This is a genomic window from Bradyrhizobium sp. AZCC 1678 (assembly GCF_036924765.1).
GTDB classification, from domain to species: Bacteria; Pseudomonadota; Alphaproteobacteria; order Rhizobiales; family Xanthobacteraceae; genus Bradyrhizobium; species Bradyrhizobium algeriense.
Map to the genome: position 1 here is coordinate 2,540,665 of NZ_JAZHSE010000001.1, position 25,086 is coordinate 2,565,750.

At 63.4% G+C, this 25,086-nt stretch carries 20 protein-coding genes; 6 read left to right on the top strand and 14 right to left on the bottom strand.

Annotated features, from left to right (window positions below; translation table 11 throughout):
* Positions 1-11: 11 nt before the first annotated feature.
* From V1294_RS12105 to V1294_RS12135, 7 genes are all read right to left on the bottom strand, one after another.
* Positions 12-797, bottom strand: coding sequence for a DNA-binding domain-containing protein (locus V1294_RS12105; protein WP_334497315.1), 786 nt, complete (start codon positions 795-797; stop codon positions 12-14).
* Complete coding sequence (gene bufB / locus V1294_RS12110) at positions 794-1,699, bottom strand: MNIO family bufferin maturase (RefSeq protein WP_334497316.1); 906 nt, start codon at positions 1,697-1,699, stop codon at positions 794-796. The genes V1294_RS12105 and bufB overlap by 4 nt, the downstream gene beginning before the upstream one ends.
* 108 nt (positions 1,700-1,807) lie before the next feature.
* Positions 1,808-2,065 (bottom strand): BufA2 family periplasmic bufferin-type metallophore, encoded by a 258-nt coding sequence (bufA2, locus tag V1294_RS12115; protein WP_244608308.1) that lies wholly within the window; start codon positions 2,063-2,065, stop codon positions 1,808-1,810.
* Positions 2,066-2,262: 197 nt separating this feature from the next.
* A complete protein-coding gene (gene bufA2 / locus V1294_RS12120; protein WP_190241832.1) occupies positions 2,263-2,526 on the bottom strand; it encodes a BufA2 family periplasmic bufferin-type metallophore in 264 nt (87 codons plus the stop codon).
* A gap of 381 nt (positions 2,527-2,907) precedes the next feature.
* Positions 2,908-4,692 (bottom strand): thioredoxin domain-containing protein, encoded by a 1,785-nt coding sequence (locus V1294_RS12125; protein ID WP_334497317.1) that lies wholly within the window; start codon positions 4,690-4,692, stop codon positions 2,908-2,910.
* 90 nt (positions 4,693-4,782) lie between these two features.
* Complete coding sequence (locus tag V1294_RS12130) at positions 4,783-5,247, bottom strand: DoxX family protein (RefSeq protein ID WP_334497318.1); 465 nt, start codon at positions 5,245-5,247, stop codon at positions 4,783-4,785.
* 139 nt (positions 5,248-5,386) lie between these two features.
* Positions 5,387-6,118, bottom strand: coding sequence for a cytochrome c biogenesis CcdA family protein (locus tag V1294_RS12135; protein WP_334478005.1), 732 nt, complete (start codon positions 6,116-6,118; stop codon positions 5,387-5,389).
* Positions 6,119-6,317: 199 nt separating this feature from the next.
* On the opposite strand from V1294_RS12135, the gene V1294_RS12140 reads away from it, so the two are divergent.
* Both V1294_RS12140 and V1294_RS12145 read left to right on the top strand, forming a co-directional pair.
* Positions 6,318-8,357 (top strand): adenylate/guanylate cyclase domain-containing protein, encoded by a 2,040-nt coding sequence (locus V1294_RS12140; RefSeq protein WP_334497319.1) that lies wholly within the window; start codon positions 6,318-6,320, stop codon positions 8,355-8,357.
* Between the two features lie 102 nt (positions 8,358-8,459).
* Positions 8,460-9,437 (top strand): hydroxyacid dehydrogenase, encoded by a 978-nt coding sequence (locus V1294_RS12145; RefSeq protein WP_334497320.1) that lies wholly within the window; start codon positions 8,460-8,462, stop codon positions 9,435-9,437.
* 48 nt (positions 9,438-9,485) lie between these two features.
* Here V1294_RS12145 and V1294_RS12150 read toward each other — a convergent pair whose 3' ends face one another.
* Genes V1294_RS12150 through V1294_RS12160 form a run of 3 tightly spaced genes read right to left on the bottom strand, consistent with a single transcriptional unit; the run spans position 9,486 to position 14,480 of the window.
* Entirely contained in the window at positions 9,486-11,486 is a 2,001-nt protein-coding gene (locus V1294_RS12150) for a S8 family serine peptidase (protein WP_334497321.1), read from the bottom strand.
* Positions 11,487-11,532: 46 nt separating this feature from the next.
* The gene (locus V1294_RS12155) at positions 11,533-12,732 is read right to left on the bottom strand and encodes a phosphatase PAP2 family protein (RefSeq protein ID WP_334497322.1); all 1,200 of its coding nucleotides are present in this window, start codon (positions 12,730-12,732) and stop codon (positions 11,533-11,535) included.
* Positions 12,733-12,752: 20 nt separating this feature from the next.
* The gene (locus V1294_RS12160; protein WP_334497323.1) at positions 12,753-14,480 is read right to left on the bottom strand and encodes an adenylate/guanylate cyclase domain-containing protein; all 1,728 of its coding nucleotides are present in this window, start codon (positions 14,478-14,480) and stop codon (positions 12,753-12,755) included.
* Between the two features lie 354 nt (positions 14,481-14,834).
* On the opposite strand from V1294_RS12160, the gene V1294_RS12165 reads away from it, so the two are divergent.
* A complete protein-coding gene (locus V1294_RS12165) occupies positions 14,835-16,136 on the top strand; it encodes an MFS transporter (RefSeq protein ID WP_334497325.1) in 1,302 nt (433 codons plus the stop codon).
* 112 nt (positions 16,137-16,248) lie between these two features.
* Here the strand turns inward: V1294_RS12165 and V1294_RS12170 are convergent, their stop codons facing one another.
* A complete protein-coding gene (locus V1294_RS12170) occupies positions 16,249-16,860 on the bottom strand; it encodes a TetR/AcrR family transcriptional regulator (RefSeq protein ID WP_334497327.1) in 612 nt (203 codons plus the stop codon).
* Positions 16,861-16,969: 109 nt separating this feature from the next.
* Here V1294_RS12170 and V1294_RS12175 point away from each other — a divergent pair, with 109 nt between their 5' ends.
* Positions 16,970-18,202 carry a cytochrome P450 gene (locus V1294_RS12175; protein WP_334497329.1) on the top strand — a complete coding sequence of 411 codons (1,233 nt, stop codon included), beginning with the start codon at positions 16,970-16,972 and terminating at the stop codon, positions 18,200-18,202.
* A gap of 170 nt (positions 18,203-18,372) precedes the next feature.
* Positions 18,373-22,026, top strand: coding sequence for an AsmA family protein (locus tag V1294_RS12180; RefSeq protein WP_334497331.1), 3,654 nt, complete (start codon positions 18,373-18,375; stop codon positions 22,024-22,026).
* Here the strand turns inward: V1294_RS12180 and V1294_RS12185 are convergent.
* Positions 22,023-23,612 carry an ABC-F family ATP-binding cassette domain-containing protein gene (locus V1294_RS12185; protein ID WP_334497333.1) on the bottom strand — a complete coding sequence of 530 codons (1,590 nt, stop codon included), beginning with the start codon at positions 23,610-23,612 and terminating at the stop codon, positions 22,023-22,025. The genes V1294_RS12180 and V1294_RS12185 overlap by 4 nt on opposite strands.
* A gap of 307 nt (positions 23,613-23,919) precedes the next feature.
* Here V1294_RS12185 and V1294_RS12190 point away from each other — a divergent pair, with 307 nt between their 5' ends.
* Complete coding sequence (locus tag V1294_RS12190) at positions 23,920-24,513, top strand: tetratricopeptide repeat protein (protein ID WP_334497335.1); 594 nt, start codon at positions 23,920-23,922, stop codon at positions 24,511-24,513.
* Between the two features lie 70 nt (positions 24,514-24,583).
* Here V1294_RS12190 and V1294_RS12195 read toward each other — a convergent pair whose 3' ends face one another.
* The gene (locus V1294_RS12195) at positions 24,584-24,841 is read right to left on the bottom strand and encodes a ribbon-helix-helix domain-containing protein (RefSeq protein ID WP_334478021.1); all 258 of its coding nucleotides are present in this window, start codon (positions 24,839-24,841) and stop codon (positions 24,584-24,586) included.
* Positions 24,838-25,044: a DUF4169 family protein gene (locus V1294_RS12200; protein WP_334478022.1), complete on the bottom strand. Its 207-nt coding sequence runs from the start codon at positions 25,042-25,044 to the stop codon at positions 24,838-24,840. The genes V1294_RS12195 and V1294_RS12200 overlap by 4 nt, the downstream gene beginning before the upstream one ends.
* Positions 25,045-25,086 lie beyond the last annotated feature (42 nt).

Consider the following 25,086-nt stretch of genomic DNA (forward strand, 5'->3'; position numbering starts at 1 on the left):
GGCGCCCCTCTTTATGAACCGACGGAAACATCCGTCAAAAGTCCTGCCGTGATCCAGCCGTGCAGATAGCCCGCGCCGCGGCCCGCCGCGCTGTCGGGATCGTCATAGGTAGCTAGCATTTCGCAGAGCACGCCGAACGGAATGCCGTTCGCGGCCTCGTCCCACATCATCGCTTCCTCCGCCGAAAGTTCGCGGAACATCGGCGTGACGTCCTGGCGCCAGATCAGGAGATGCGCGGGCTGCTCCAGCCCGGTCGCGTCCGGCGGCGCCTCGTCGTTTTTGAGCGCAAGCCAGATCGCAGCCGCATTGGTCGCGACGTCGAGCCGGAATGCAGTGGGATGCGGCCGGAATCGGAGGCCCGACCATGCTTCGGGCGCAAAGCCCGCCATGTCGGTCAACGCGACGATCTTGCCTTCCGCGGCGTCGAAGGCGTCGTTGAGCGCCTTTTCGAGGGCTGCGAGATCGGACAGCTCGGGATGGTCGGCGTAGGGGGCGGTCGATTTGAGGAACGCCGGCAGGCCTTGCGAGAACCAGCGCATGTTCGGATGCCCGGACGGGCGCGCCTTGACGTAAGCGTGGCCCATCTCATCGAACATCTCGTCGCCGAGATAAAGATGCAGCAGCTCATGGTCGTTGCGCATGGCCTCGACCAGCCGCGAGCCATAGGCATAGCGATAGACGCCGAACAGCACCTCGCGCTTCTCCCGCGGGCTGTCCAGAATTTCAGCCAGCACCTTTTCGTCGCCATCAAGGATGCCGCGCTGAAACTCGGCCTGCTGTCGCGCGAAGTCGCTCATCCCGTCTGCTTGCCTGCCGGCAGAATTTTTTCGGCCATCTCGCGGGTCCTGGCAATCTCGATCAGCAGTTCGTCGAGCGGCGGAATGTTGTCGTCGCGCTCGATCATGGTCGAGACCCGGCCAAAGCGTTTCAGGGCTGCGGCATAGAGCTCCCAGACATCCTCGCACACCGGGTGGTCGTGGGTGTCGATGATATGGGTGCCCATGTGGCTGTGGCCGGCCATGTGAAACTGCACCACGCGATCCGCCGGAATTCCATTGAGGAAGGTCATGGGATCGTAGCCGTGGTTGAAGGCGCTGACATAGACGTTGTTGACGTCGAACAACAGCCAGCATCCGGCGCGTCGCGACAACTCGGACAGGAATTCCCACTCCGTCATTTCGGAATTGTTGAACTGAACGTAGGTCGAGACATTCTCCAGCACGATGGCGCGGCCGAGGAAGTCCTGCACCAGCTGGACGCGGCTGACGACGTGATCGAGCGCTTCCTTCGTGTAAGGAATCGGCAAGAGATCATGCAGGTTCTTGCCGTGGACGCCGGTCCAGCACAGATGGTCCGACACCCATTTCGGTTCGACGCGCTTGGCGAGATCCTTCAAGGCTTGCAGATATTCGAAATTCGGCGGCGCGGTGGAGGCGATCGACATCGACACGCCGTGCATCACCACGGGATAGCGTTCGCAAATGCGATCGAGCGTGCGCAGCGGTTGGCCGCCGGGCAGCATGTAATTTTCGCTGATGACCTCGAACCAGTCGATCGGCGGATTGCCGCCCAGGATTTCGTCGTAATGCTGGTGGCGCAGGCCGAGCCCGAAACCGAGGAAGGGCGGCTTGGCCGATGTCGCCGGACGGTCTGCAAGCGCGGCCGCCGAAGTGTCTGGCAATCTGCTCGCGACGTTCATCTCGTCTCCGCTCGAACGGCACCGCCATACAATGCGTGTCCCAAACTGTGCCGTCAACCTAGCATGGATGCGAGGCCCGGCCTACACCGGGCCCCGATGGGACCGCCGCTAGGACGGCATGAACTTGCCCTTGGCGGCGTCGCACTTTTCCTTGGTCATGGCCGAGAAGCCCTGGCCCTTGCAGGCGTTCTGGCCCTTGCAGGCATTTGCCCCGCCCTTGCATGCGCTCTGGCCCTTGCAGGCGTTGGCGCCGACGCACTTGCCTTCGCCGGCTGCGTAGGTAGGGCTCGACATGGTGGCGCCCGCCAGGAACAGGGTGGCTGCGGCGGCGGCAATGGCGGTGCCGGACTTGGATGTCATCTTCATGGGTATCCTCCAAAAGAAGTGAGAGGGTGCATCGCCCGCAAGCCGCGACAGTTCCAGCCGACAAACGGCACCCGAAGGTAGTTACGCGGTGGATCTGGCCCTGGTTACGCGCGGGGCCGAATTTATTTCAGCCGCCGGGTCGAAACAACGAGGGCCCGGCAGCAGCGCCGAGCCCTCCCTCGCACCTGGTGCGCCGATCAACCCTTGACGAACTTGGCACCCTTGGCGGCGCACTCCTTTTCGGAGGCCATCGAGAAGCCGGTGCCCTTGCAGGCGTTCTGGCCCTTGCAGGCATTGGCCCCGCCCTTGCAAGCGCTCTGGCCCTTGCAGGCGTTGCCGGCCATGCACTTGCCCGCGGCGGCGTTCGCTGATGTCGACACTGTCGACACCACCGAGCCGGCGAGGAACAGGGTGGCAGCGGCAGCGGCAAGCGTCGCACCGGACTTGGAATTCAACTTCATGACGATCTCCTCGATGATTGTTTGAAGACAATACGCCGTGCACACCCGTTGATCTCTCGATCACGGACCCCACAACGCAAGCGATGTGACGGATGGCAATCGGGTCGCGGAGGCCTGCCGTAAACGGTGGGTCTCCGTGACCTTGGTGCTCATCCAGAGCCAGCTACGGGGCATCGGGCGATTTGGTTACAAAGTTTCAAAAGAAAATTTTCTTTTTTTCATTTGGACATCCCGCCCATATCTAACCCCGGCGGTTCCAAAGTATTTCGTTGCGCATGACAGAGACCTTCGCGGCACGTGCGCCGTGCGGAAAGCGCAGCGCTTCAACGGATTAGCCGGGATGCGGCGGTCGGTTGCATTGCACAACGAGATTCAATCAAGCTATCCACGCACAGGTTTCAGCCTTGCCATCTGCGCAACCGTGGCCCGCAACTCCTCGGCATTGAAGGAGGGAAACGAACAGATGCGGTTGCTGCAGGCGAACGCCGCGGGTTCGCCAAGGTCGGGATATTCGACGTCGGAGTTGGGCAGCTTGCCCTCGCGCAGATCGAGCCACTCCAGCCGCTTGTAGCGGGCCGGCAGCGCGCGGGCGAGTGCGTGCAAGCTTTTCGCGCGGGGGTCGTCCTTGTGTCCGACGATTGTCATGTGGGTGGGCTCGACCGCGAGCTCTTCGTCGGCGAGCAGGACGCCGGGTACGGGACGCATCATTCCGGCCGCGGCGCTGGCGAGATAGCGCATCGCGTGCGCGGCCTGCTCGCGATAGAACTCATTGCCGAAGTAGCGGTTGAGCAGGTTCATGAACCTTGCGACCTGCACCTGGTCGTCGATCAGCTTGGCGGGTTTTGCGAGCACGCCGGTCTTGCCTTCCGCGGTCTTCGAGGTCACGAAGCCGCCGGCCTCATCCCGGAAGGTCGCGACGAAATCGCCGGCCTTGGCGGCGGCGGTGAGCCAGTCGCGGTTTCCTGTGGCGGCATAGAGATCGAGGAAGGCCTGCCCCATCAAGAGCGTATCGCCCAGAAATGGTCCACCGCGATCCTTCCCGCCATGACGGAAACCGCCATCCGGCAGCGCGCGGTTGTCGATCACCCATTTCGCAGCGCGTTCCGCGACCGCCAGCACCTTGGGATCATTGGTGACGTTGTAGTACGCGGCAAGTCCTGAAATGGCCCAGCCATTTTCGCGCGCGTATAAATTCTTGTCGATGCGCGGCATGCCCAGTTTGCGGCGCTCGCCGTCCGGCAGCGCGTAATATTTGTGCCCATCGGTATCGTGATCGAGATCGGCGTCCTGGCTGACATAGAATGCACCGTCAGGGCTCGTCAGAAACGCCGCGAGATAGCGTTCGATGTTGCGTGCGGCGGCCAGATATTTCGGATCCTTCCACAGCGCATAGGCCTGGCTATACTGCCGGAGATATTGCGCCTGGAACGACATGATCTTTTCGAAATGCGCGCGGGTCCAGGAGCCGCCTTCGGAATACTGGTACACGCCGCCCCACACCGGATCGATCAGCGCAATAGCGGCATCCAGGGTCTGCCGGACGCGCTTGATTGCCACGGCGTCGCCGGCCTCGGCGCGGGTGATCGCAAGATCCATGCTGTCGGCGTCGATGAATTTCTGGTTCTCGCCCCAGCCGCCGAGTTTTTCCTCGTAGGATTCGTCGACATTCTTCGTCAACGCGGCGCGCTGCGCCTTGTCGAGGAAGGCCGAGGTCGACGGCTTCACCTCAAAGGCTTCGCCGACCGACGGTCCGGGTGAGGGATCGTCGATGATCGCCTTGAGAAGCGCCTGCATCCGCTCCGGCTCGATATAGCCCCTGATCTTGGCGATCTCGGTGCCGTCGGGGCCGAACACGATGGTCGCCGGCCAGCCCCAGTCACCATAGCGGCTCGACAGATCCGGGTTGGCGTCCTGATCGACCTGCACCGGCAGATATTTCGCGGCGAGCAATTCCCTGACCTCGGGATTGGCGTAGGTCGTCTTCTCCATGACATGGCACCAGTGGCACCACACCGCCTCGAGATCGAGGATGACGAAGCGCTGCTCGGCCTGCGCGCGGGCGAACAGATCGTCGCTCCATTCACTCCATTTCGGCCCGTCCGAAGCGAACGACGGAGACGCGGCAAAGGCTGCGAGGGCGAAGGCGGCAAGGCGGACGAGTTTCATGACGGCTCCCGGAAACGCTGGCGTTTCGCCAGCTACGCGGCAGGCGAAATCCGGGCTCAGCTTTTCGGGCGCTGTCACAGCATTGTGAGATCAGGTCGATTTCTCACTGCGGCCGGCCGCATTCACCAGCAGCCGGTCCAGTGACACGGCGCCGGGACCGCAGATCGCCAACCACATGAAGCCGGCGAAGTAGACTGCCTCCTCGAAGCCGAGCAGCGTCTCCAGCGAATCGACGTCGCCCCATTTCGCCGCCTTGATGGCAACGACCATGACCACCGCCAGCATCGCGGCCGGGATTCGCGTGAACAGGCCGAGGATCAGCATGGTGCCGCCGAAGAATTCGACGCCGGCTACGAAGGGGGTGAGGATGTTCGGGAATGGAATGCCCCAGCCGACAAAATTCTCGGTCACCTGCTCAAGATGGGTGAGCTTGCCCCAGCCGGACAGCATGAAAGTGTAGCCGACGATGATCCGCATGATCAGCGGCCCGGCCCAGGAAAAATACGATGCGATTTGCGCGGGCAGCAGGATGAGCAGATTGACGATGAAATACATGCGAACCCCCCTTTGATTATTGGCGATGCCGCAACCTGCGGCTTCTTTCAATCCAGTGCGCGCAAAAAGCCACGGCCGCGAGTGCCGCGATCTGGTCCTGACAGGAATTTCGTAATGGCCCGGCCGCTTGTTACGGCGTCTAACCGAAATTTTGCAGTGCGGGGAAAGTCTCCAGCAGCCAGATGCTGATGCTGGTGACGGAACCGGTCAGGAAGCCGATGCCGGTGATCACCATCAGGATGCCCATGGCATGCTCGACCTTGCCGAGGTGCCGCTTCATCCGCGCGAACAGCGAGGAGAACTGCTCGATCATGAAGGCTGCCAGCAGGAACGGAATTCCGAGCCCGGCGGAATAGACCGCGAGCAGGCCGGCGCCCTTGGTGACGGTGGCCTCAGCGGCTGCGATCGACAGGATCGCTGCCAGAATGGGGCCGATGCAGGGCGTCCAGCCGAAGGCGAAGGCGAGGCCCATGGCATAGGCGCCCCACAGGCCGACCGGCTTCGGCATCGTCATCCGTCCCTCGCGCATCAACAGCCCGATCCGGGTCAGGCCGAGGAAATGCAGGCCCATGATGATGATCACGATGCCGGCCAGGATCGAGAGTTCTGCCGACCAGGCGCGGATCAGGCCGCCGATCAGGGAAGCGCTGGCGCCGAGCGCCACGAAGACGGTGGAAAAGCCCAGCACGAACATCAGCGCCGAAGCCATGACCGCCCGCCTGGAGGTCTTCGCGGTCTCCTCATTGGCGACATGTTCGATGGTCGCGCCGGTGAGATAGATCAGATAGGGCGGCACCAGCGGCAGCACGCAGGGGGACAGGAAGCTGACGAGACCGGCAATCAGGGCCGCCGGGATGGAAACATCGTGCATTGCATGACCTTCGAGAATTGCCATAAGGCATAGCGCCGTACTGGCTGGTACGGAACAGACAATCGATAAGTTTCGTCGCCATTACGGCTCACGTTCGGTCACAGAGGCGTGTCCGGGGTGCCGAAATTGCCTCGCGGCTGAAACAGACGCTGGTATTGTCGCGTAAGGCCCATAACGGCCCCGCGAAACAGGACCCTGCATGCGCCTCGGCATCCGCACCGCCATTTCCGCCCTCGTGCTGACGTCCATCGTCGTCAGCGCGGTGGGCGTGCATCTGTTGTGGTGGCGCACCGCCCATCAGGTGAGCCAGACGCTGGCCAACACCATCAACGACCAGATCGTTTCGGCAGTGGGTGACGAACTGCAATCGGTCACGACGGAGGCGCGCTCGTCGATGATGGCGGTGCGAACGCTACTCGCCGAAAAAGTGTTCGATCCGCGCGATGCCCGAAAACGCGAAGTCGTTTTCCGGTCGCAATTGCTGTCGCAGCCGACCATCTCCTGGGTGGCGTTCGGATGGCCGGATGGATCGTTCTTTGCCGGCCACAAGGCCGGCGACGGTGTGATCGAAATGCTGGAGATCGCGCCCGACCGCAACATGCGCATCAATCGCTACGAATTCGTCGGCAACGATCTTCGGCTCAAGGCCGGCTGGTTCGAAGAAACCGACTATTCCGTGACAGAGCAAGAATGGTTTCGGGTCGCCAAAGAGACCAACGATGAATACTGGTCGACGCTGACGACGCATCCGCGCGGCGAACGGCTGGCAGCGGCTTTTTCGGCCCCTCTCGACATCGATAAGAAGCCGGCCGGCGTCATCGCCATCATCATCGAACTGACGCGGGTGTCGAATTTCCTGTCGCAGCTCACGGTCGGGAAATCCGCCGGCGCCTTCATCCTCGAGCGGAACGGCAAGGTGGTGGCCTCACCCGATCCGAACGCCAACGAGGCGGTGGCGCTGAAAACCGATCATCCGCTGTTTCCCATCGCGGTCGAGGCGATACAGAACGCCAGTGCTTACGAACCGGGTGAAGGGCAGCCGTTCAACACCAAGGTGGTTCGCGACGGCAAGGCCTATCAGGCGGTGCTGACGCCGATTTCGTTTCCGGGCTGGTCGCTGGTGACGGTGGTGCCGGAATCGGAATTTCTCGGACCGGTGCAGATGACGATCCGGAATTTGCTGATCGGGCTGGCGGTGTTGATCGTTTTCGCCGGGCTCTTGTCGGCATGGCTCGCCCAGCGCCTGATCGCCGCGCCGCTGATCAAGGTGGTCAACGAGATCAGGCATGTCGAGCGTTTTGATCTCGACAAGGTGCAGCGGCATCCGTCGCGGCTGACCGAGATCGGGAATCTTTCAGGCGCCATCGGCGACATGGCGCAGGGGCTTGCCGCGTTCCGTAAATACATTCCGGCCGACCTGGTGAGGCGGCTGATCAGCGACGGCAATGGTGCGCGCCTCGGTGGTGCGATACGGCCGATGAGCGTGATGTTCATCGATCTCGCCGGCTTTACTGGCATGTCGGAGCGTCTCGGCGACCGCATCATTCCGCTGCTGTCGCGCTATTTCGACAGCGTCTCGGTGCAGATTCAAAACCAGAACGGCACCATCGACAAATTCATCGGCGATGCCGTGATGGCGTTCTGGGGCGCGCCGGCGCCCAATCCCGATCATGCCGTCGATTGCTGCCGGGCGGCCCTGGCATGCCGGCACGCGGTGGAAGAGGCCGGCCTCGTCGACGACCACGGCGAGAGCGTCAAGATTCGCATCGGCATCAATTCCGGCGACATGCTGGTCGGCAATATCGGATCGGAAGTCCGGCTGAATTACACCGTGATCGGCGATGCCGTGAATATTGCGAGCCGGCTGGAGAGCACCAACAAGGCGTACGGCTCCACGATCATCATCGGCCCCGAAACGCGCCGGCTGGCGGGGAAAAGCATCGTGGTTCGCGAACTCGACCGGCTGGCGGTCTATGGCCGCGCCGGCGGACTGCAGATCTATGAATTATTGGGCATGGCCGGTGAGTTCGGCGGCGCCCCCGACTGGGTGGCCTCGTATGAATCCGGCCTCGCCGCCTTCCGCGCGCGTGATTTCAAGGCCGCGATCGCTGCGTTCGAGAGCGTGCTGGAAATCCGTAACGATGCTGCGTCATCGGCGATGATCGAACGCTGCCGGCAGCAGCTCGAAAATCCCGCCGGTGAAGATTGGGACGGTACGACGGTCGCCCGATCCAAGTAGCCCGACGCGGCCGCCGCAGCCTTGCGCGAGGCGGCGGCTTTGCCATAGATGTGCCGGCCGTGACGCCACATGTCATGGCGATCGACAGGGAAGCCGCCAGCGTTGAAAATCCTGCTGACCCATACGCCCCAGTCTCGCGCCCAGTATTATGGCGAGCGCAGCCTCGAGGGGCTGCAAGCCATCGCACAGGTGAAGCTGCATGAATCGAACGACGCGCTCGACGCCACCGGGCTGATCGAGGCCGCACGCGAGGTCGATATCATCGTGGCCGACCGGCTCACGGCGGGGCCACGCGAGATATTTCCGGCGCTACCAAACTTGCGCGCTTTCGTTCGCTGCGCGGTCGATATCCGCAATATCGATGTCGAAGCCGCGTCCGCGGCGGGCGTGCTGGTGACGCGGGCCGGGCCGGGCTTCGTCCAATCGGTCGCCGAACTCGCGGTCGGCTTCATGGTCGATCTGTCGCGCGGTGTCTCGCGCGCGACCGCCGACTACCATTCGGAGCGCAAGCCCGAGATCATCATGGGCCGGCAACTGGCCGGCAGCCGCCTCGGCATCATCGGCTACGGCAGCATCGGCCGTTACCTGGCTGACATCGCGAAGGTGCTGAGGATGGAGGTGCTGGTCGCTGATCCCTTTGCAACCGTGAGCGATGCCACGATCCGGCATGTGCCGCTCGACGATCTGCTGGCGCGCGCTGACTTTGTCGTCTGTCTCGCGGTCGCCAACGAGCAAACCGAAAACCTGATCGGGCAGGCGGCGCTGGCGCGCATGCAGAGCCATGCCTTCTTCATCAACCTGTCGCGCGGCAATCTCGTCGACGAGGCCGCGTTGTCAGCGGCGTTGCGCGAAAACCGCATCGCCGGTGCCGCGATGGATGTCGGCCGCGCGCTGGACCAGATGCCGTCGCCTGAGCTGGCAAAACTGCCGAACGTCATCGCGACGCCGCATATCGGCGGACTGACGCCGCCGGCGATCGAGAGCCAGTCGCTGGAGACGGTAAGGCAGGTGGAGGCCATCGTTGCGGGCGAGGTCCCGGCCGGCGCGGTCAATGCCGACCGTTGGACGCGGCGTACCTGACTTAAGCGCGGGCGATCGCGTCTTCGGCATTTCGCGCCGCGATTAATACTACGGCCACCGCCGCCAGCGATGCGTTGGAGGTGATCCAATTCTGCCTGCGCCGATGCGCTGGTCCGGCGCTGGTATTGTTAGGGGCGGGCAGGAGTCATGAGTTCCGGCAAACGTTTTTAGAGCGGCGCGGTCGCTCGGCAGTCCCGAACTCATCCATTCCGCAATCAGTCGTGTAATCCGTGGCGCAGCTACGCTCGTTCCATCCATTGCTACGACCGAACCGGTCCGAGTGCCAGCCGCGAGAACGCCGTGCAGTGCAACGGAATCGTCCGCTACGGCAGCGGCGTCCGGGCCGGTTCGTGGAGGGAGGGCCATAGTCGGTGTTGCAACGGGCCCGGCACCGGAATAGCGGCTAGGGCGGCAATCGCTGCGCCGGAATCCGCCGATCACGATGGCGCGCTGTCCGGTGCCGAGCGCGTTGATGGTGCCTCTTCTGCGAATGGAACTGAGGCCTGCATCCTCCTCCTGCGGCCGCCCGGCCAGATCAAACCGCTGGTAAAGATCGTCATCGAATCGCGATTGCCGCCCCCAGAGTGGGTATCCGAATGGCGTGTCGCCGCGTTGCACCCATGCATCGACCGGACAAGCACTTCCCAGGTTATGGATTTCAACGCGCCAAGTGCCTGAAGGCGCGGTGGGAACGCCTGCGGTCATAGTCGTGGTCGGCGCCAGCGCCAACTTAATGTACGGCCGCTCTCCGGCAACGTCTACCGAACGCAGCCGGAAGCGGACGTTCGGCGGACCTATCGGAGGCCAGGCGCTGCCGGGATGAACCAAGTTGGACGTCTCACCGTTCGGCGCTACGAGGCGGACGGCGATTTGCGGGCGAGTTCCATCCGGTGCTCGCAGCGGCAGCCAAATATGCATGAAACTGTCGGCCTTGTTGTCCGGTTGGACGCGCCAGCGCAGTATTTCGTCCGGAGTGTTCGGTGACGTCGCCGGAGGCAGGTCGAAACGTGAATGACATCGCGCGAGGTAGTGATTGCCGGCGGGCAGAACGACGCGCAATGGAGTCGTGCGAGTCGCGATCAATTGGTCAATCGCACGTTCAAGAGGCGCTGTGCCGTCATGCGGTCCGGCGATGAAGCCATAGCTTAGATTGATGACCACCGGAAGGTGGCCAGCGCGATTCAAAATGTAGTGGATCGCATAAATCGCTGTCGCGGTAAGCAGAGCGCCAGAAGTTTCCTCAGTCACCCACTTCGGCAATTGAACGCCAATAAGAACGGGGACATCGGGACCTGCTTGCTGCGGATCGAGCCCGCAGGCAATGTCCATGACATGAGTACCGTGCTTGGCGCGGCGAGCGACCAAATTCTGTCCGGTCCGCCGATAGAACCGATCTTCATCCACGATATTTGAGTGCGTGCATTGCCCGAGCAACAGGTTGATCCGGCTCTCGGTCAGTTCGATCCCTGGCCCGAGCACGAAAAATGCAGGGTCATCCTGGTTCAAAAAATACTTGAATCGGGTATTACCATTGCTGAAGCGAAACCGTTCGTGTGCAAATGCCAGGCCGTCGTCGATCACACCGACGACAACCTTTTGCGTGGTCACCTTGGATTCTTCCACGGGTTCGGCTTCGATCTCCCTGTACGAACCTTCTTTCGCCAAGGACATCTCAATAGGCGTGCCTAGTTCGATGGTTTTGATCAGAGCCGCGAGCCGGGTCAACTTCGCAATGACCGTAGGATCAAATGCTGCCCCGGATGACAAGCGCAGTTTGCCCTCCGTGACAAGCAGTTCGAGTGTATCCCGATTCACAATGGCCATGCAGAATGTGATGTCGCTCGGTTTGAAGCCGTTCGGCGGCCTCTCAAAGACACGTGGGATGATGAACAGGTCCTGAGCCTCCAGATCCCGGACGGCCGACACAAAGGAAACGACCGATTCCTCCACTTCCAAAAGCACCCGAAACCACTGCCCGCGGAGGTAGGCGAATTGCGTGGCGACCGCCCATTCGAGTTCAGGAGCAATCAAGCTTGCGTTTCCGAGCATTGACGAACCCCAAAGTCTGTGGAGTAACCGGCCGAGCCGCGTAAAATTACTTCCACTCGGTCTTGGCCTCATCCCAGAGCCAGCCGAGGACGTCCGATCGCTCCGGCCATTGTGAATCTATCGGATCGACAAATGGCGGGACGATGCCGGGATGAGGTCTCTCTGTATCCATCGCCGGTGTAAAGTGATGGAAATCGAAATCGAGGCGGTCGGGATAGCGCTCGCCGTCGAAACGCCACGCGTCGAAAGGGGGCGATCCGCTTCCTGTTCCTGTGGCCCGTTGAATAAAGTAGCGGCCCAGCGTAAGTCCAAGCACTTGTCCAGCCGCGGTGTCGACCGGGAAGTGAACGCCCGCCACGGTACGATTGACAGAGATTCTCGCAGCTTCTCGCATCAGTTGCTCGCCAAGGTCCGCTCCTTTGCCGAGCAGTTCCCAGAGAACGCGCGCGACCATGTGGCACTCGGTCGCGTGTCCGCTCGGAAACGCGCCATGCCCGGGCGTGAGAATAATCGGCTGTACTTGAGACGACAGCTCGTTCGGTCGGCGGCACGCGAACGCATGCTTGATACGCATTTCGACGAAGTTGGCGAGCCTTAGCGCTGCGTCAATTAGTTCGATCGTCCTTTTCGTACGGTCAGGATGAAGATTGACGACCGAACTCCAGAATGCATATGGCGCTCCAAGCTCGGACAGGATTTCCGAGGCGCGATCCTCGCGCAGGTCCGAATACTGATCGAGAAAATCAAGCTGCTTGGTGAAGGTTGAGTCCGTGGGACGGATGAAGGTGGCAACCCTGCTAGAAGTGGCGGTGGGAGCCGCGGTTGACGCAAAGTGAAGGTGCCAAATCGTCATTGCATCATTCGACGTCTTCGTGACGGTTTGACCGTTATCCTGATAACTGAAATTTTCCGTGTGCCGGCTGAAATACAAATGCGACAACAAGTCGAAATCAATGATGGCTGCCCGTACCCACGGCTCCCAGGCATAAAGATTGGTTTTATCGTCAAGGTAGCGCGGAGGAGGGGTAATCGTTTGCCCCAACCAGTTTCCGACAATGCCGTCACGCTGCTTGATGAGGGCATCGGAGACAATTAGTGAGCCATAGCCGCCGTATGAGGCGCCGCCGGCTCCACCAGCACCGCCGGCACCACCAGCACCACCAGCACCACCAGCGCCGCCCGCACCGCCAGCCCCACCCAACAGACCCGCGCCGCCTGCTCCGCCTTCAGGACCCATCGTAGCCATCGACCGCCCTCCTGTTTATGCTATTGCGGCACGCCCGCTCCTTGTAGTGCGTTTGACCAAATCTTGCCGGTCTCGAACCCGCTGCTGGGATGGCGTTCCCGATATCCCGAGATCGTAAGACTCGGGTCAAGCCGCAGCAGTTCGCTCACCGTCTTGCGCGCATCGTCGTGCAATCCAAGCTGCCATTGCGAAATCGCGAGCGCACGAAACGTGGAGGTGTGGGTGCGATTTGCGCGCAGCGATCGCTTGGCAAGCTCGATTGCCCGTTTGTATTGCCCGGCGGAAAGAGCGGCCGTTGCGGCGAGTGAATCATAGAAGTATCGATGCGGGTCCAGCGGCGAGAGCCTTAACGCGCGTTGCGTGTGGTCAGTCGCGATCTTTCCTTCACCCTTGAATGCGTGAAGAGTGCCCTTCAACAGCCATGCCATTGAATCATTCGGATTTACTCGCAGCGCAAGGTCATACTGTTCTTCGGCGATATCAAACCGCCTCAAAAGGTTGGTATGCACAAAGCCCGAGATGGCCAGCGCGAGCGAGCATTGCGGGTCTGCATCGAGTGCCCGTCGCCCGCAGTCCAGAGCCAGTTGGGTATCCACTGCCGGCTCGTTGGACCAACCTTGCTGGATCCGCAAGACGTACCATTTGGCCAACCACGCCCACGGTATCGCCTGTCGAGGAACGCGTTCGGTCAGCGCCTGCAGCATTTGCCGGGACCGATCGAAATCCTGCGGCGAAAGCCGATGCATCAGGGCGATCGCGCCCATGAGCAGCGTATAGCTTTCCAGAGTGGGCAACGGCTGAGATTGGGCGCGCTGGAGTTCGCGAGTCATCACAGCCATGCTGACGCCGCTAACGATGCTTTCAACGACGCCGTCTTTGCCGCTGATGAGAGCAAGCGCATTGCCGTCCAGGCTTTCGGACCAAACGATGGTGCCGGGCTCGGATGCCGTCAGCTCGACATTTAGCCGTAACTTGTTTCCCAGTTTCCGATAGGCGCCAGACAAGACATAATTGGCGCTCAAATACCGGCTGACTTCGTCAAGAGATGTTTCGCGCTCGCGAAATACGGTTGTTGAGAGGCGAGAGATGACATTCAGTTCCGACGAGCGCGACAAGGCTGAAATGATTTCGTCGGCAAGAACTTCGCCTACGACCGAATGCTCTGGCTGATCAGCGCGTTCGGCAAACGGGATCACCGCGATGGTCGGGCGGAGCTGCGGCATCGATGTTGCGTGAGGTTCAATCACCGGCCGTGGTCCTGGTGGGCCAACGCGGTATGCGCGCACCGGCTGATGAAGATGCTTCAGGTAGCACGAACCCAAATCTTCGATGTCCGCGTCGAGCACGGGCGTAAGCTGGTCGCGCACATCCGCAGAAACAACGATCTCGCCCGGTCCGGCCAACCCAGTGAGCCGAGCGGCAAGGTTTACCCCGGACCCGTAGACGTCGTGATCGTCCGCCAGCAGATGACCGAAGTGCACTCCTATGCGAAGCAAGATTTGCTGGTTGGGCGGCACCCCTTCGTTGGCGCTCGCACCAGCACGCTGTAGCGCAAAGGCCGCTTTCACCGCGGGCGGTACAACTGGGAATTCGAGTAACAGGCCGTCGCCGTGGCTCTTGACGAGACGACCCCGATGGGAGGGCAAGATATCTCTTTCCACGGTCCCTACGAGTTGTCGCCATCGTCGTACCGAGTCATTTTCGTTTTCCTCCATGAGTCGAACAGACTCGACCACGTCGACGAACATTAGGGTCCGTACAACCCATTCAGGATCGTCCAAAGCACTGGTGAGATCGTTTCGAACCATCTGCCGTGCGGGTCTTTCGAGGAAGCGCTACTATTTTCGGACACGGCCTTGTCGATAGCAAGGCCGAACGTTTCCAATTGCGCCAACAAATCAGACCACCCCGGCCGAGGCTCAGGGCGATCTCGGGCCTCGGTTTCCAAAACATGCTGCCTTTCTTTTCCTCGATCAGATATGAAGTGCTTCACATTTAATGCGTTTTAGGCGTTTCCGGGCTTTGCCCGCGAACCAGCTCGAACAGAAACAGACCTTTCGGCCAAGGCTGCCGGTATTCGGAGCCACACAAGAAGGTACCCAATGCGTCTTCCCTTCTTCTACGGCTGGCTGATTGTCGTCGTGACGTTCGTCACCATGGCGATCGGCGTCAATGCGCGGACGGCGTTCTCGCTGTTCTTTCCGCCGATCATTTCCGAGTTCGGATGGGAGCGCGGCGTCACGGCCGGCGCCTTCTCCTTCGGCTTCGTGGTGTCGGGTGCCGTCAGTCCGCTGATCGGGCGCATGATGGATCGCTTCGGGCCGCGCGCGGTGATGGAGCTCGGCGTCGCGCTGATGGGCGGCGGGCTGTTGCTCGCGCCGCTGACGACGCAGCCATGGCATCTCTATCTCACGATCGGCGTGCTGGTCGGCGCGGGCAGTGTGTGCCTCGGCTATTCCGGCCAATCGCTGTTTCTGCCGAACTGGTTCATTCGCCGCCGCGGGCTCGCCATGGGGCTCGCCTTTGCCGGCGTCGGCATCGGCTCGGTAACGTTGCTGCCGTGGGTGCAGCATTTGATCGAGCAGACCAGCTGGCGCACCGCCTGTACAGCGATGGGCATCCTGGTGCTCGCCGTGCTCGCGCCGATCAATTTCTTGCTGCGCAAGCGCCCCGAGGATATCGGCTTGCTGCCGGATGGCGATGCGGCGCCGTCGGCGACATCGGCCGCGCCTCGCTCGAACGTCGTCGATCCCATGTGGGCCGGCACTGACTGGACGCTTGGCCGCGCGCTGCGCACCGCTCGGTTCTGGTGGATTGCGATCGGTTACTTCTGTGGCCTGTACATCTGGTACGCGGTGCAGGTGCACCAGACCAAATTTCTGCTCGACATCGGCTTCAGCGCAAACGTCGCGGTGTGGGCGCTCGGCGTCGTCAGCCTGCTCGGCATTCCCGGCCAGATCTGGCTCGGGCATCTTTCCGACCGGATCGGGCGCGAATGGATCTGGGCTATCAGCTGCGCCGGCTTTGCGATCTGTTTCGCCGCGCTGATCGCCTTGAAATTCGCGCCGGTGTTGCCGCTGGTCTATCTCATGATCTTCACGCAAGGCGCACTCGGCTACGGACTGACGTCGATCATGGGCGCGGTGGTGCTGGAAATCTTTCAGGGCAAGCAATATGGCAGCATCTTCGGCACCATTATGCTGGCGGCGCTGGCCGGCGGCGCCGCGGGCCCGTGGGCGACCGGGGTGCTGTACGATCTTTCGGGCAGCTACACGTCAGCCTTTGCGATCGGCATCGCCGTCAGCATCCTGTCGGCGGTTGCGATCTGGCGGGCGTCGCCGGGCAAGGTGAGGGCGGTCGCGGGACAAATGCACAAGGCGCACATCAGAAGCGACGCGGGTTAGCTGCCGTTGTTGCAAGGCTCGCGATCGCCGCTCATCGGGCGCGCGCTTCAATGTCGAACGTCTTTCGCAGCACTTCCGCACCGTCTCCGATCACGAGGCGGATATTTTCGTCTCAGGTCGATGAAATTCCCATCGTCCTCTGCAGGTCGCCGATGGCGCGAAAAAAGCTGTCGGGTGGCGTGGTCTCGGGGTCGATCAGGCGGTGCAGGCGGAAGCCGTCCTCCAGCGCCAGCACCAGCGCGCCGGCCCATGTCGGGTTGAGAATGGTCGTCCTGCCGCTGTTCCTGGCCGTGGTCTCGATAATGTCGGTGACCAGCTTTCGCCGGGCGCGCAGCCGCTTGGCGAGTTCAGGCCGGCGCTTTTCGGCGCGCGCCACGAACAGGATCATTTCCATGTGCAAGAGGGGAGAGCGGCCGAGCGGATCCTGCTGGCTGCGGTTCATGGTCTTCAGCGCATCGATGAAATCCGCAAGGTTCCTGTGCTTCTCGAGCAGGTCGCGGATGCGCCCGATGGATTGCTCGACGTGATCCTCGAGCATGGCGATGATCAGTTCGTCCTTGCTCCTGAAGTTCGAATAGAACGCCCCGCGCGTGAAGCCGGCCGCCGCCGCGATCGCCTCGATGCTGGCGCCGCCGATTCCCTGTTCCTCGAACACGCGCGCCGCCGCTTCGAACAGCTTTTCGCGGGTGTCGTCCCTGGTGGGTCTCGTTCGCACTCTTGACATCTGCCCAGTTTAGGCGAGAATGCAACTCAATACAACAATGTATCGAGTTTCGATCGCTCGACCCGGGGGAAACGCGCTGTACTGCGCATAGCAACCAGTTGAGGTCACCATGAACGAGCACGTTCAGCCTGCCAGTAGCGCGCCGCTGTTCAATCCGCTGTCCCCCGATTTCATTCGCGATCCCTATCCGCATTACGAGCGGATGCGCACCACCGATCCGGTGCACCTGACGCCGCTCGGCGTGTATGTCTGCAGCCGCCACGCCGAGGCCAGCCTCGTGGTGCGCGACAAGCGGTTCGGCAAGGACTATGTCGAGCGCACCATTCGCCGCTACGGTCCCAAGATCATGGACGAGCCGGTGTTCCGCAGCATGAGCCACTGGATGCTGCAGCAGGATCCGCCGGACCATACCCGCCTGCGCGGGCTGGTGGTGAAGGCCTTCACCGCGCGCCGGGTCGAGGACATGCGGCCGCGCATCCAGCAGATCGTCGATGAGACGCTCGACCGCATCATCCCGCAGGGCAAGATGGACCTGATCGAGGATTTCGCGTTCCGCCTGCCGGTCACCATCATCTGCGACATGCTCGGAATCCCCGAAGAGCATCGCGAGGTGTTTTATACCGGTTCGCGCGATGGCGGACGCCTGCTCGATCCGGTGCCGCTGACGCCGGACGAGATCAAGCAGGGCAACGCCGGCAATGTGATGGCGGCGATGTATTTCCAGCAGATGTTCGAGCTGCGGCGGAAGACCCCCGGTGACGACCTGATCACGCAGCTGGTGCAAGCCGAGGAAGACGGCAGCAAGCTCTCCAACGAGGAACTGACCGCCAATATCATTCTGTTATTCGGCGCGGGCCACGAGACCACGGTCAACCTGATCGGCAACGGCCTGCTGGCGCTGTATCGCAATCCCGACCAGCTTGCGCTGCTCAAGGCCAGGCCCGAGCTCATCACCAACGCCATCGAGGAGTTCCTGCGCTACGATTCCTCGGTGCAACTGACCGGCCGGGTGGCGCTGGAAGACATCGACGATCTCGGGGGAAAACGTATCCCGAAGGGCGAGAGCGTGCTGTGCCTGCTGGGCTCGGCCAACCATGACCCGGCGGTCTATCCCGACCATCCGGAACGCCTCGATATCGCCCGGCCCAATGTAAGGCCGCTGTCCTTTGGCGGCGGCATCCATTTCTGCCTCGGCGCCCAGTTGGCGCGGATCGAGGCCGAGGTCGCGATTTCGACCCTGCTTCGGCGGATCCCGGACCTGCGGCTGGATGACGCCGTCAATCCGGAATGGCGGCCGACCTTCGTGCTGCGCGGCCTGAAACGCCTGCCGGCGAGCTGGTAACGCCCTGGCGGGGCGTTTTTAACCCTCGGCTCCGGTGCTTGGAGCCGGTTGGGGCGTCTGTCAGTATGCCGCTGTGACATCGCCGCACTTGCCTCTATATTCCGGGCTGCTCCGGGGCCGGGTTCGGCGTAGCGCGGCCTGCGCGCCGGGGCGGTTCAAGGGGAGATACCGTGCAGACGACGCTGCTCGGCCTGGCAATCGCCTTCATCATTGCGTTGATTGCCGCGCTCGTCGGGCCATATTTCATTGACTGGAACCAGTTCCGGCCGCAATTCGAGGCTGAGGCGACGCGAATCGTTGGCGCGCCGGTCCGGGTCGGCGGCAAGCTCGACGCACGGCTGTTGCCGGCGCCGTCCCTGCAACTGCGCTCGGTCGTGGTCGGCGGCGCCAACGATCTCGGCAAGGTTCGCGCCGACAAGCTCGACGTGGAATTCAGCCTGGGCTCGCTGATGCGCGGCGAGGTGCGCGCCACCGAACTGACGATCAACGGCATGTCGCTCGATCTCGGGCTCGACGCCAAGGGACGCATCGATTGGCCGGCATCGACCGGGACGGTCAATCTGGGTTCGCTGGCGATCGACCGGCTCAATCTCACCGGGCGCATCGCCCTCCATGACGCGGCCAGCCGCAGCACGCTCGAACTGAACGATATCGCTTTCAGTGGCGACGTGCGCTCGCTGGCCGGCTCGGTCCGCGGCGACGGCAACTTCATGCTGTCGGGCACGCGCTATCCGTTCCGCGTCTCCTCGGGGCAGGGTCCTGACGGCAATGGCACCCGCATTCATCTCAATATCGACCCGGGCCGGCGCCTGCTCCTGGCAGATCTCGACGGCGTGCTGAACTTCGATTCCCGCAGCCCCCGCTTCGAAGGCGCGATCACGCTGGCCGCTCCTCCCGGCCAGAAAGGCAAGGGTAACGACCCACCGTGGCGCATTGCCGCGAAGGTCAAGGCCGATTATTCGGCGGCGCGACTCGATCAAATCGAGGTGACCTATGGCGCCGAGGAGCGCGCGCTGAAACTTTCAGGCAATGGCGACATCCGTTTCGGGGTGGCGCCGCTGTTGCGCGCGGCGCTATCGGCGCGTCAGCTCGACGCCGACAGGTTCGTCGCCAAGGACAATGTCAAGGATAATGCCACTGAGCCGGTTCGCGCGTTACCGGCGCTGCGGGCGCTCACATCAGTCATTCCGCATCTGCCGATCCCCGCGCAGGTCGAACTCGCTTCCGAGCAGGTCATGCTGGGCGGACGCCCATTGCAGGACATCGCTGCCGAGCTGCATGGTGACGACAAATTCTGGCATCTGCGAAGACTGGAGTTCCGCGCACCCGGCGCCACCAGGGTTTCGCTCAGCGAGGCCAGTGCGACGGTCGCTGCGCCGGACCGCTTCAAGGCCGCGCTCAGCGTCGAATCCTCCGATCCCGAGGCGCTGCTGACCTGGCTGCAGGGCCGCGGCGAGATCGCCTATCGCAGCCAGAAGCCGCTTCGGCTGCGCGGCGATGTGACCGTTGCGCCTGAGGGCTTTGCCATCGACGCCATGAAAGCCGACATCGAGGGCGGCACGGTGGAGGGGCGGGTGGTGGTGTCGCACCGGCAAGCCATTCACGGCTCCCGGGTCGATGCGGAACTGAAGGCGGAGCGTCTCGATCTCGATGCCGCCACGGCCTTTGCGCGGTCGCTGGCGGGGCCGCAAGGCGAGTGGCCGGATGAGGGAAAGCTTTCGCTCGACATCGGCCGCGCCACCTCCGCCGGCCAGGAGCTTAGTCCGCTGCTCGCCAGACTGGCCTACTCGCCGGCGAAGATATCGCTCGAGCAGTTGAAGATCGGCCAGCTTGAAAGCGTGACGCTGGACGGTGCGGGTAATTTCGACCGCGTCAGCGCGACCGGATGGTTCGCGCTCAATTCGAGCGCCGCCTCGCTCAGTCGGTTGACCAGCCTGATCGTCCCCTTTTCACCGGCGCTGGCCGCGCGGCTCAATGCGATGGCGCCCGGCACGGGCCCGGCGCGCCTGAAACTGGCGCTCGATCTCACCAGGATTGCCGGACAGTCCGATCGCGTCCAGGCGCGCGCCACGGCCGACCTTGACTCGGCGCTGCTCAAGGGCGTCACCACGATCACCGCAAGGCCAACTGTGGCGGCCATCCAGGGTATCGATCTCACCGCGCTCCGGCAGAGTGATGTCGGGATCGAATCGAAATTGTCGTCCGAGCAAGGCCGCGCTCTGCTTGTCCTGCTCGGCCTCGATCGCGCGGTGGCGGCGGGCGACGGCCCGGCGCAATTCGAGGGCAGTGCGACAGGCACGTGGGGCGGGCCGTTGCGGCTCAAGGCAAAGATCTCGGGAACGGGACTTGAAGCCGAAGCGGAAGGCTCCGCCGAACCATGGGCGCAGGAGGCCAACGGCAGTCTCTCCTTGAGGATTCGCCGCGCCGATTTCGGGCCGCTGCTCGATCTCAAGCCGGCGGATACGCTGGCGCAGAACATCGGCCTGTCTTCGCGCGTGCAGCTCACCGGCAACAGGTTGACCTTCGACGACCTCGACAGCAGCCTCGGCGGTTCGCGCCTGCGCGGCAGCCTCGCCGTGACGCTCGGCGAGGAGAAGGAGATCGAGGGCGAAATCGGCGCCGAGCAGCTCGCGCTGGCGCCGGCCTTTGCCCTGGCGCTCGGCGCCGCCGGACACGATGCCGCCGAGCCGCTCAGCACCGGGCTCGCGAAGGGCTGGCGCGGCAGGATCGCGTTTCAGGCGTTGCGCGGCCTGCTGCCGGGCGGAAGCGAATTGCAGCCGGTGAGCGGCGTGGTCAAGAGCGACGGCCAGTCGCTGACCTTCGATGCCATCAAGGGGAAGATCGGCGGCGGCGAGGTCACCGCCAGTGTGGATGCGAAGCCGGGCGCGAACGGCATTGCGTTGAACGGGAGCGTCCAGTTCTCCGGTGTCGACGGCACGGCGCTGCGTTATCGCAACCTCACGATGCCTGCCGGCCGCGCGTCGATGCAGATGACGCTGACGAGCCAGGGCCGCAGCGCCTCGGCGCTGGCGGGCGCGCTGTCCGGCAGCGGAACGCTGACGCTGGAGGCGGCGCGGATCTCAGGCCTCGATCCGCGCGCCTTCGAAGTAGCGGTCCGCGCCAATGACAGCGGTCAGGCAAAGGACGACGTTCGATTGAAGCAGATCGTCGAAGCCGCCCTTCCGGCCGGCGCGCTCGCGGTTCCTTCCGCGCAGATCCCGTTCACCGTCAGGGACGGCCGGCTTCGCGTGGGCGCCACGACGCTGGACGGCAATGGCGTGCGGGCCACCGTCTCCGGCGGATACGATATCGCCGCCGATCAGGCTGATATCCGCGCCGCGCTTTCCCTGACGATGACGACCGGGCGTCCGGAGATTCAACTGCTTGCCGTGGGCACGCCCGACGCGCTCAGCCGCAGTGTCGACGTTGCCCCTTTGTCGTCATGGCTGGCGGTCCGCGCGATCGATCACGAAACCCGAAGGCTCGATGCCATCGAACGTGGCGAACCGCCGCCGCCGGCGCCGGCGCCGATCGTACTGCCGCCCGTGGATGGACAATTGCCGATCCCGGAAGCGACGCTGCCGCCCGCACTGGTGACGCCAAAGGGTCGCGACCCACGGCGGCCTCCGGCGAAGAAGGCGACGGCGCCGCGTCCACCCGTGGTCAATGCGCCGCCCGCGCCCGTCGCGGGCCAGCCGCAGGTTGCGCCGCTGCCGCCGCCGATCGACGTGAGGCCCGCGCCGGGCGCCGCCAAGCCGAGGCCGCCGCGTCCGCCGCTTGCGCTGACGCCGCAGGTCGCCAATCCGCCACCGCGCTCGAACTAGCCGAGCACGATCTCGCGGCTAATCCCGATCGCCTTCAGAAATGCCTCGTCGTGGCTGACGGCGATCAGCGCGCCATCGAATCCTTGCAGCGCATTTTCCAGTTCCTCGATGGAAGCGAGATCGAGATGGTTGGTCGGCTCGTCCAGCAGCAGGAGGAACGGCGGTTGCGGGCGCGCGAATACGCAGGCGAGGCCCGCGCGCAGCCGCTCGCCGCCTGAGAGCGTGGCCGCGGTCTGCAGCGCCGCCCGGTTGCGGAACGCAAACCGCGCCAGCGCGGCGTGGGCCGCGTTGGCCGAGAGCTCCGGATTCAGGCGGCGCAGATTGTCGAGAATGCTCAGCCCGGGGTCGAGCAGGCCGATATGCTGATCGAGCACGGCAACGCGGTCGGTGTGACGGCGGACATCGCCGCGCGCGGGTTTCAGCTCGCCAGTGATCAGCCGGAACAGGGTGGTCTTGCCACTCCCGTTGGCGCCGCGTATAGCGATCCGCTCGGGTCCGCGCACATCGAACGACAGCGGTCCGAACAGATGGCGCTCGCCGAAGGCCATCGCCACGTCCTTGAAGGCGATAAGTTCGCGCCCACCGGGCAGATCGGTGCGCGGCAGATCGATCGAAAGCGGCGTCAGGATCTCGACTTGCGCCCTGGCTTTTTCCAGCGCCTCGGTGCGCTCGTCGATCAGGCGGCCGGCAAGCTGGCTTTCGCGCGCGGCGCTGTTCTCGGCGCGCTCCTTCTCGCGGTCCATGAACATCTTGTCCTCGATGCCCTTGGCGCGCCAGGCGCGGCCGGCCTTGTCGCGGCGCGCCTTCTTTTCCCGCGCCTTCTGCAGCGTGCGCTCGGTATTGCGCAGGGCATCCGAGGCGCGGTCGAGGTCGTCAGCGGCGCGGGCGCGGGCCGCCTCGCGCGCTTCGGCAAAGGCGGACCACGCGCCGCCGAATATGCTGATGCCGACCGGCGTCAGTTCGACGATGCGGTCGACGCGTTCCAGCAGCGCGCGGTCATGGCTGGCGACGAGGACGCCGCCCCGCCAGCGTTCGAGCAACTGCGCCACGGCCTGCCGGCCGTCGGTATCGAGATTGTTGGTGGGCTCGTCCAGCAGTAAGAGATCCGGCGCCTCGATCAGGAGGCGCGCCAGCGCGAGGCGCGTTCGCTCGCCGCCGCTCAAGGAGACGATCGGGCGATGCAGCGGCAGTGACGGCAGTCCGGCTTCGACCAGCGCCGCCTGCATCCTCGCTTCCAGCGTCCAGTCCGCTTCGGTTGCGTCATCAAGCGATTCTTGAAGCGATCCTTGGCCGCGTTCGAGCCGGCGCAGGCGGGCAAGATCGCCGGCGACGCCGAGCGCCTCGTCGACCGTCAGCCGTTCATCGGTCAGCTGCGCGAGCATGCCGATCGAGCCGATGCGTTGCAGCGATCCGCCCGCAGGTTCGATCTCGCCCGCGATCAGGCGAAGCAATGTGGATTTGCCGCAGCCGTTGCGGCCGACAAGGCCGGTGCGCTCGCGCCCGATGGCAAGCGTCAATCCATCGAACAGCGGGCGTCCGTCAGGCGTGGCCAGCGAGATGGAATCCAGAACGAGAAAGGCAGGCATGGAGAGCTTCCGAAAATGGACTGAGGTCGCGAGGCGCGGTCAGCTTTGCGATGTCCATTTCTCTCTCCAGGGTTTCTCTGTGACGGGTCTTCTTCCGTCGGTCGTCTTCCGTCGGTCGTCGGGTTCCGCCCGCCAGTTAGGCAGGGAACCGCAACGGCCAATCAATTAGATACATTGCCGTCATTCGTCCAGCCTGCCGCAACGCGCAGCGCCTCTGCGCGGCAGGCGGAATACTTGCCGCCCGGCGGGGTCTGTACCTGCGGCTGGACCATGGATTCGCTCACGCAGGAAACCGGAGGGTTCGCGGATGAAATCAGCAATCAAGCTCGCAACGCTGGCACTGTTTTCGGTGGCTCTGATCGCATCGCCGCCATCCGTTCCGGCCTTTGCCGCGGGGGGCGGAGGCGGCGGAGGCGGCGGCGGTGATCCGCCTTCGGCCAGCCCGCCGCCGCCGGACACCAGGTCCGCTCCCAGGTCGAGCTCCAAATCCAGGAAGAAGCCTACTAAACAGTCGAGCGCCGACGATGCCGCCTTCCGACAGGGATACCGTGCGGCTCACGCGACGATCTACGAGCGCAACGATTATGCTGCCGCCATCGATCAGCTCAAGGCGCTCGGCCACGACGATAACGCCGGCGTCGCCAACCTGATCGGCTATTCCTATCGCAAGCTCGGCGATTACAAGCTGTCGCAGACCTGGTACGAGCGCGCGCTGAAGGCGGACCCGAACCACGTGCTGACCTGGCAGTATTACGGCCTGTGGCAGATCGAGCAGGGCAATCGCGACCAGGCGTCGTATCATCTGAGCCGGATCGCAGCGATTTGCGGCACGGGCTGCGACGAATATCGGTCGTTGGCTGCGGCGCTCGAAAAGCCGCCCGGCACCGGACTCGTTTATTGAGCGTTGCTCTATTGAACGCGCAATGGAGCAGGGCGGGCGCGCTTGCGGCGCGCTCGCGCTGATCGAAGCCTTAAGCCTGCGGCCGCGGCGCGTCCGGCGCGGCAGCCGGCATGGCGCGGGTGCGGAAATAGTCGAGCACGAAGAGACGGATCGCCGAGGACAGATTGCCCTGTTGGCGATTGCTGTCGATCTCGCCGACCAGTTCGGACAGCGTCATGTTCCGCAGGCTCGAGATTTCCTTCATGCCGTTCCAGAAAGCCTCTTCGAGGCTGACGCTGGTCTTGTGGCCGGCGACCACGATCGAGCGCTTGACGACGGGTGACTTCATGATGCGTCTCCGTCATCGAGCTTGTGCTGGTCCAGGAGCTTGTGCTGATCCAAGAGATCGCCGGCGCGATCCTTGCGACGTTCATCGAGAGCGCGTTCGGCCTTGGTGCGGCCGAACCGTGCGCGGTTGGCATCGGCTCGCTTTGCCGATTGTTCCCGCTCGCTGCGCTTCTTGAACCGCTTCAGGTTGATCAGGTCTGCCATGTGCGCTTCCATCATCCGGCGACTCGAAGGCATGATGATCGA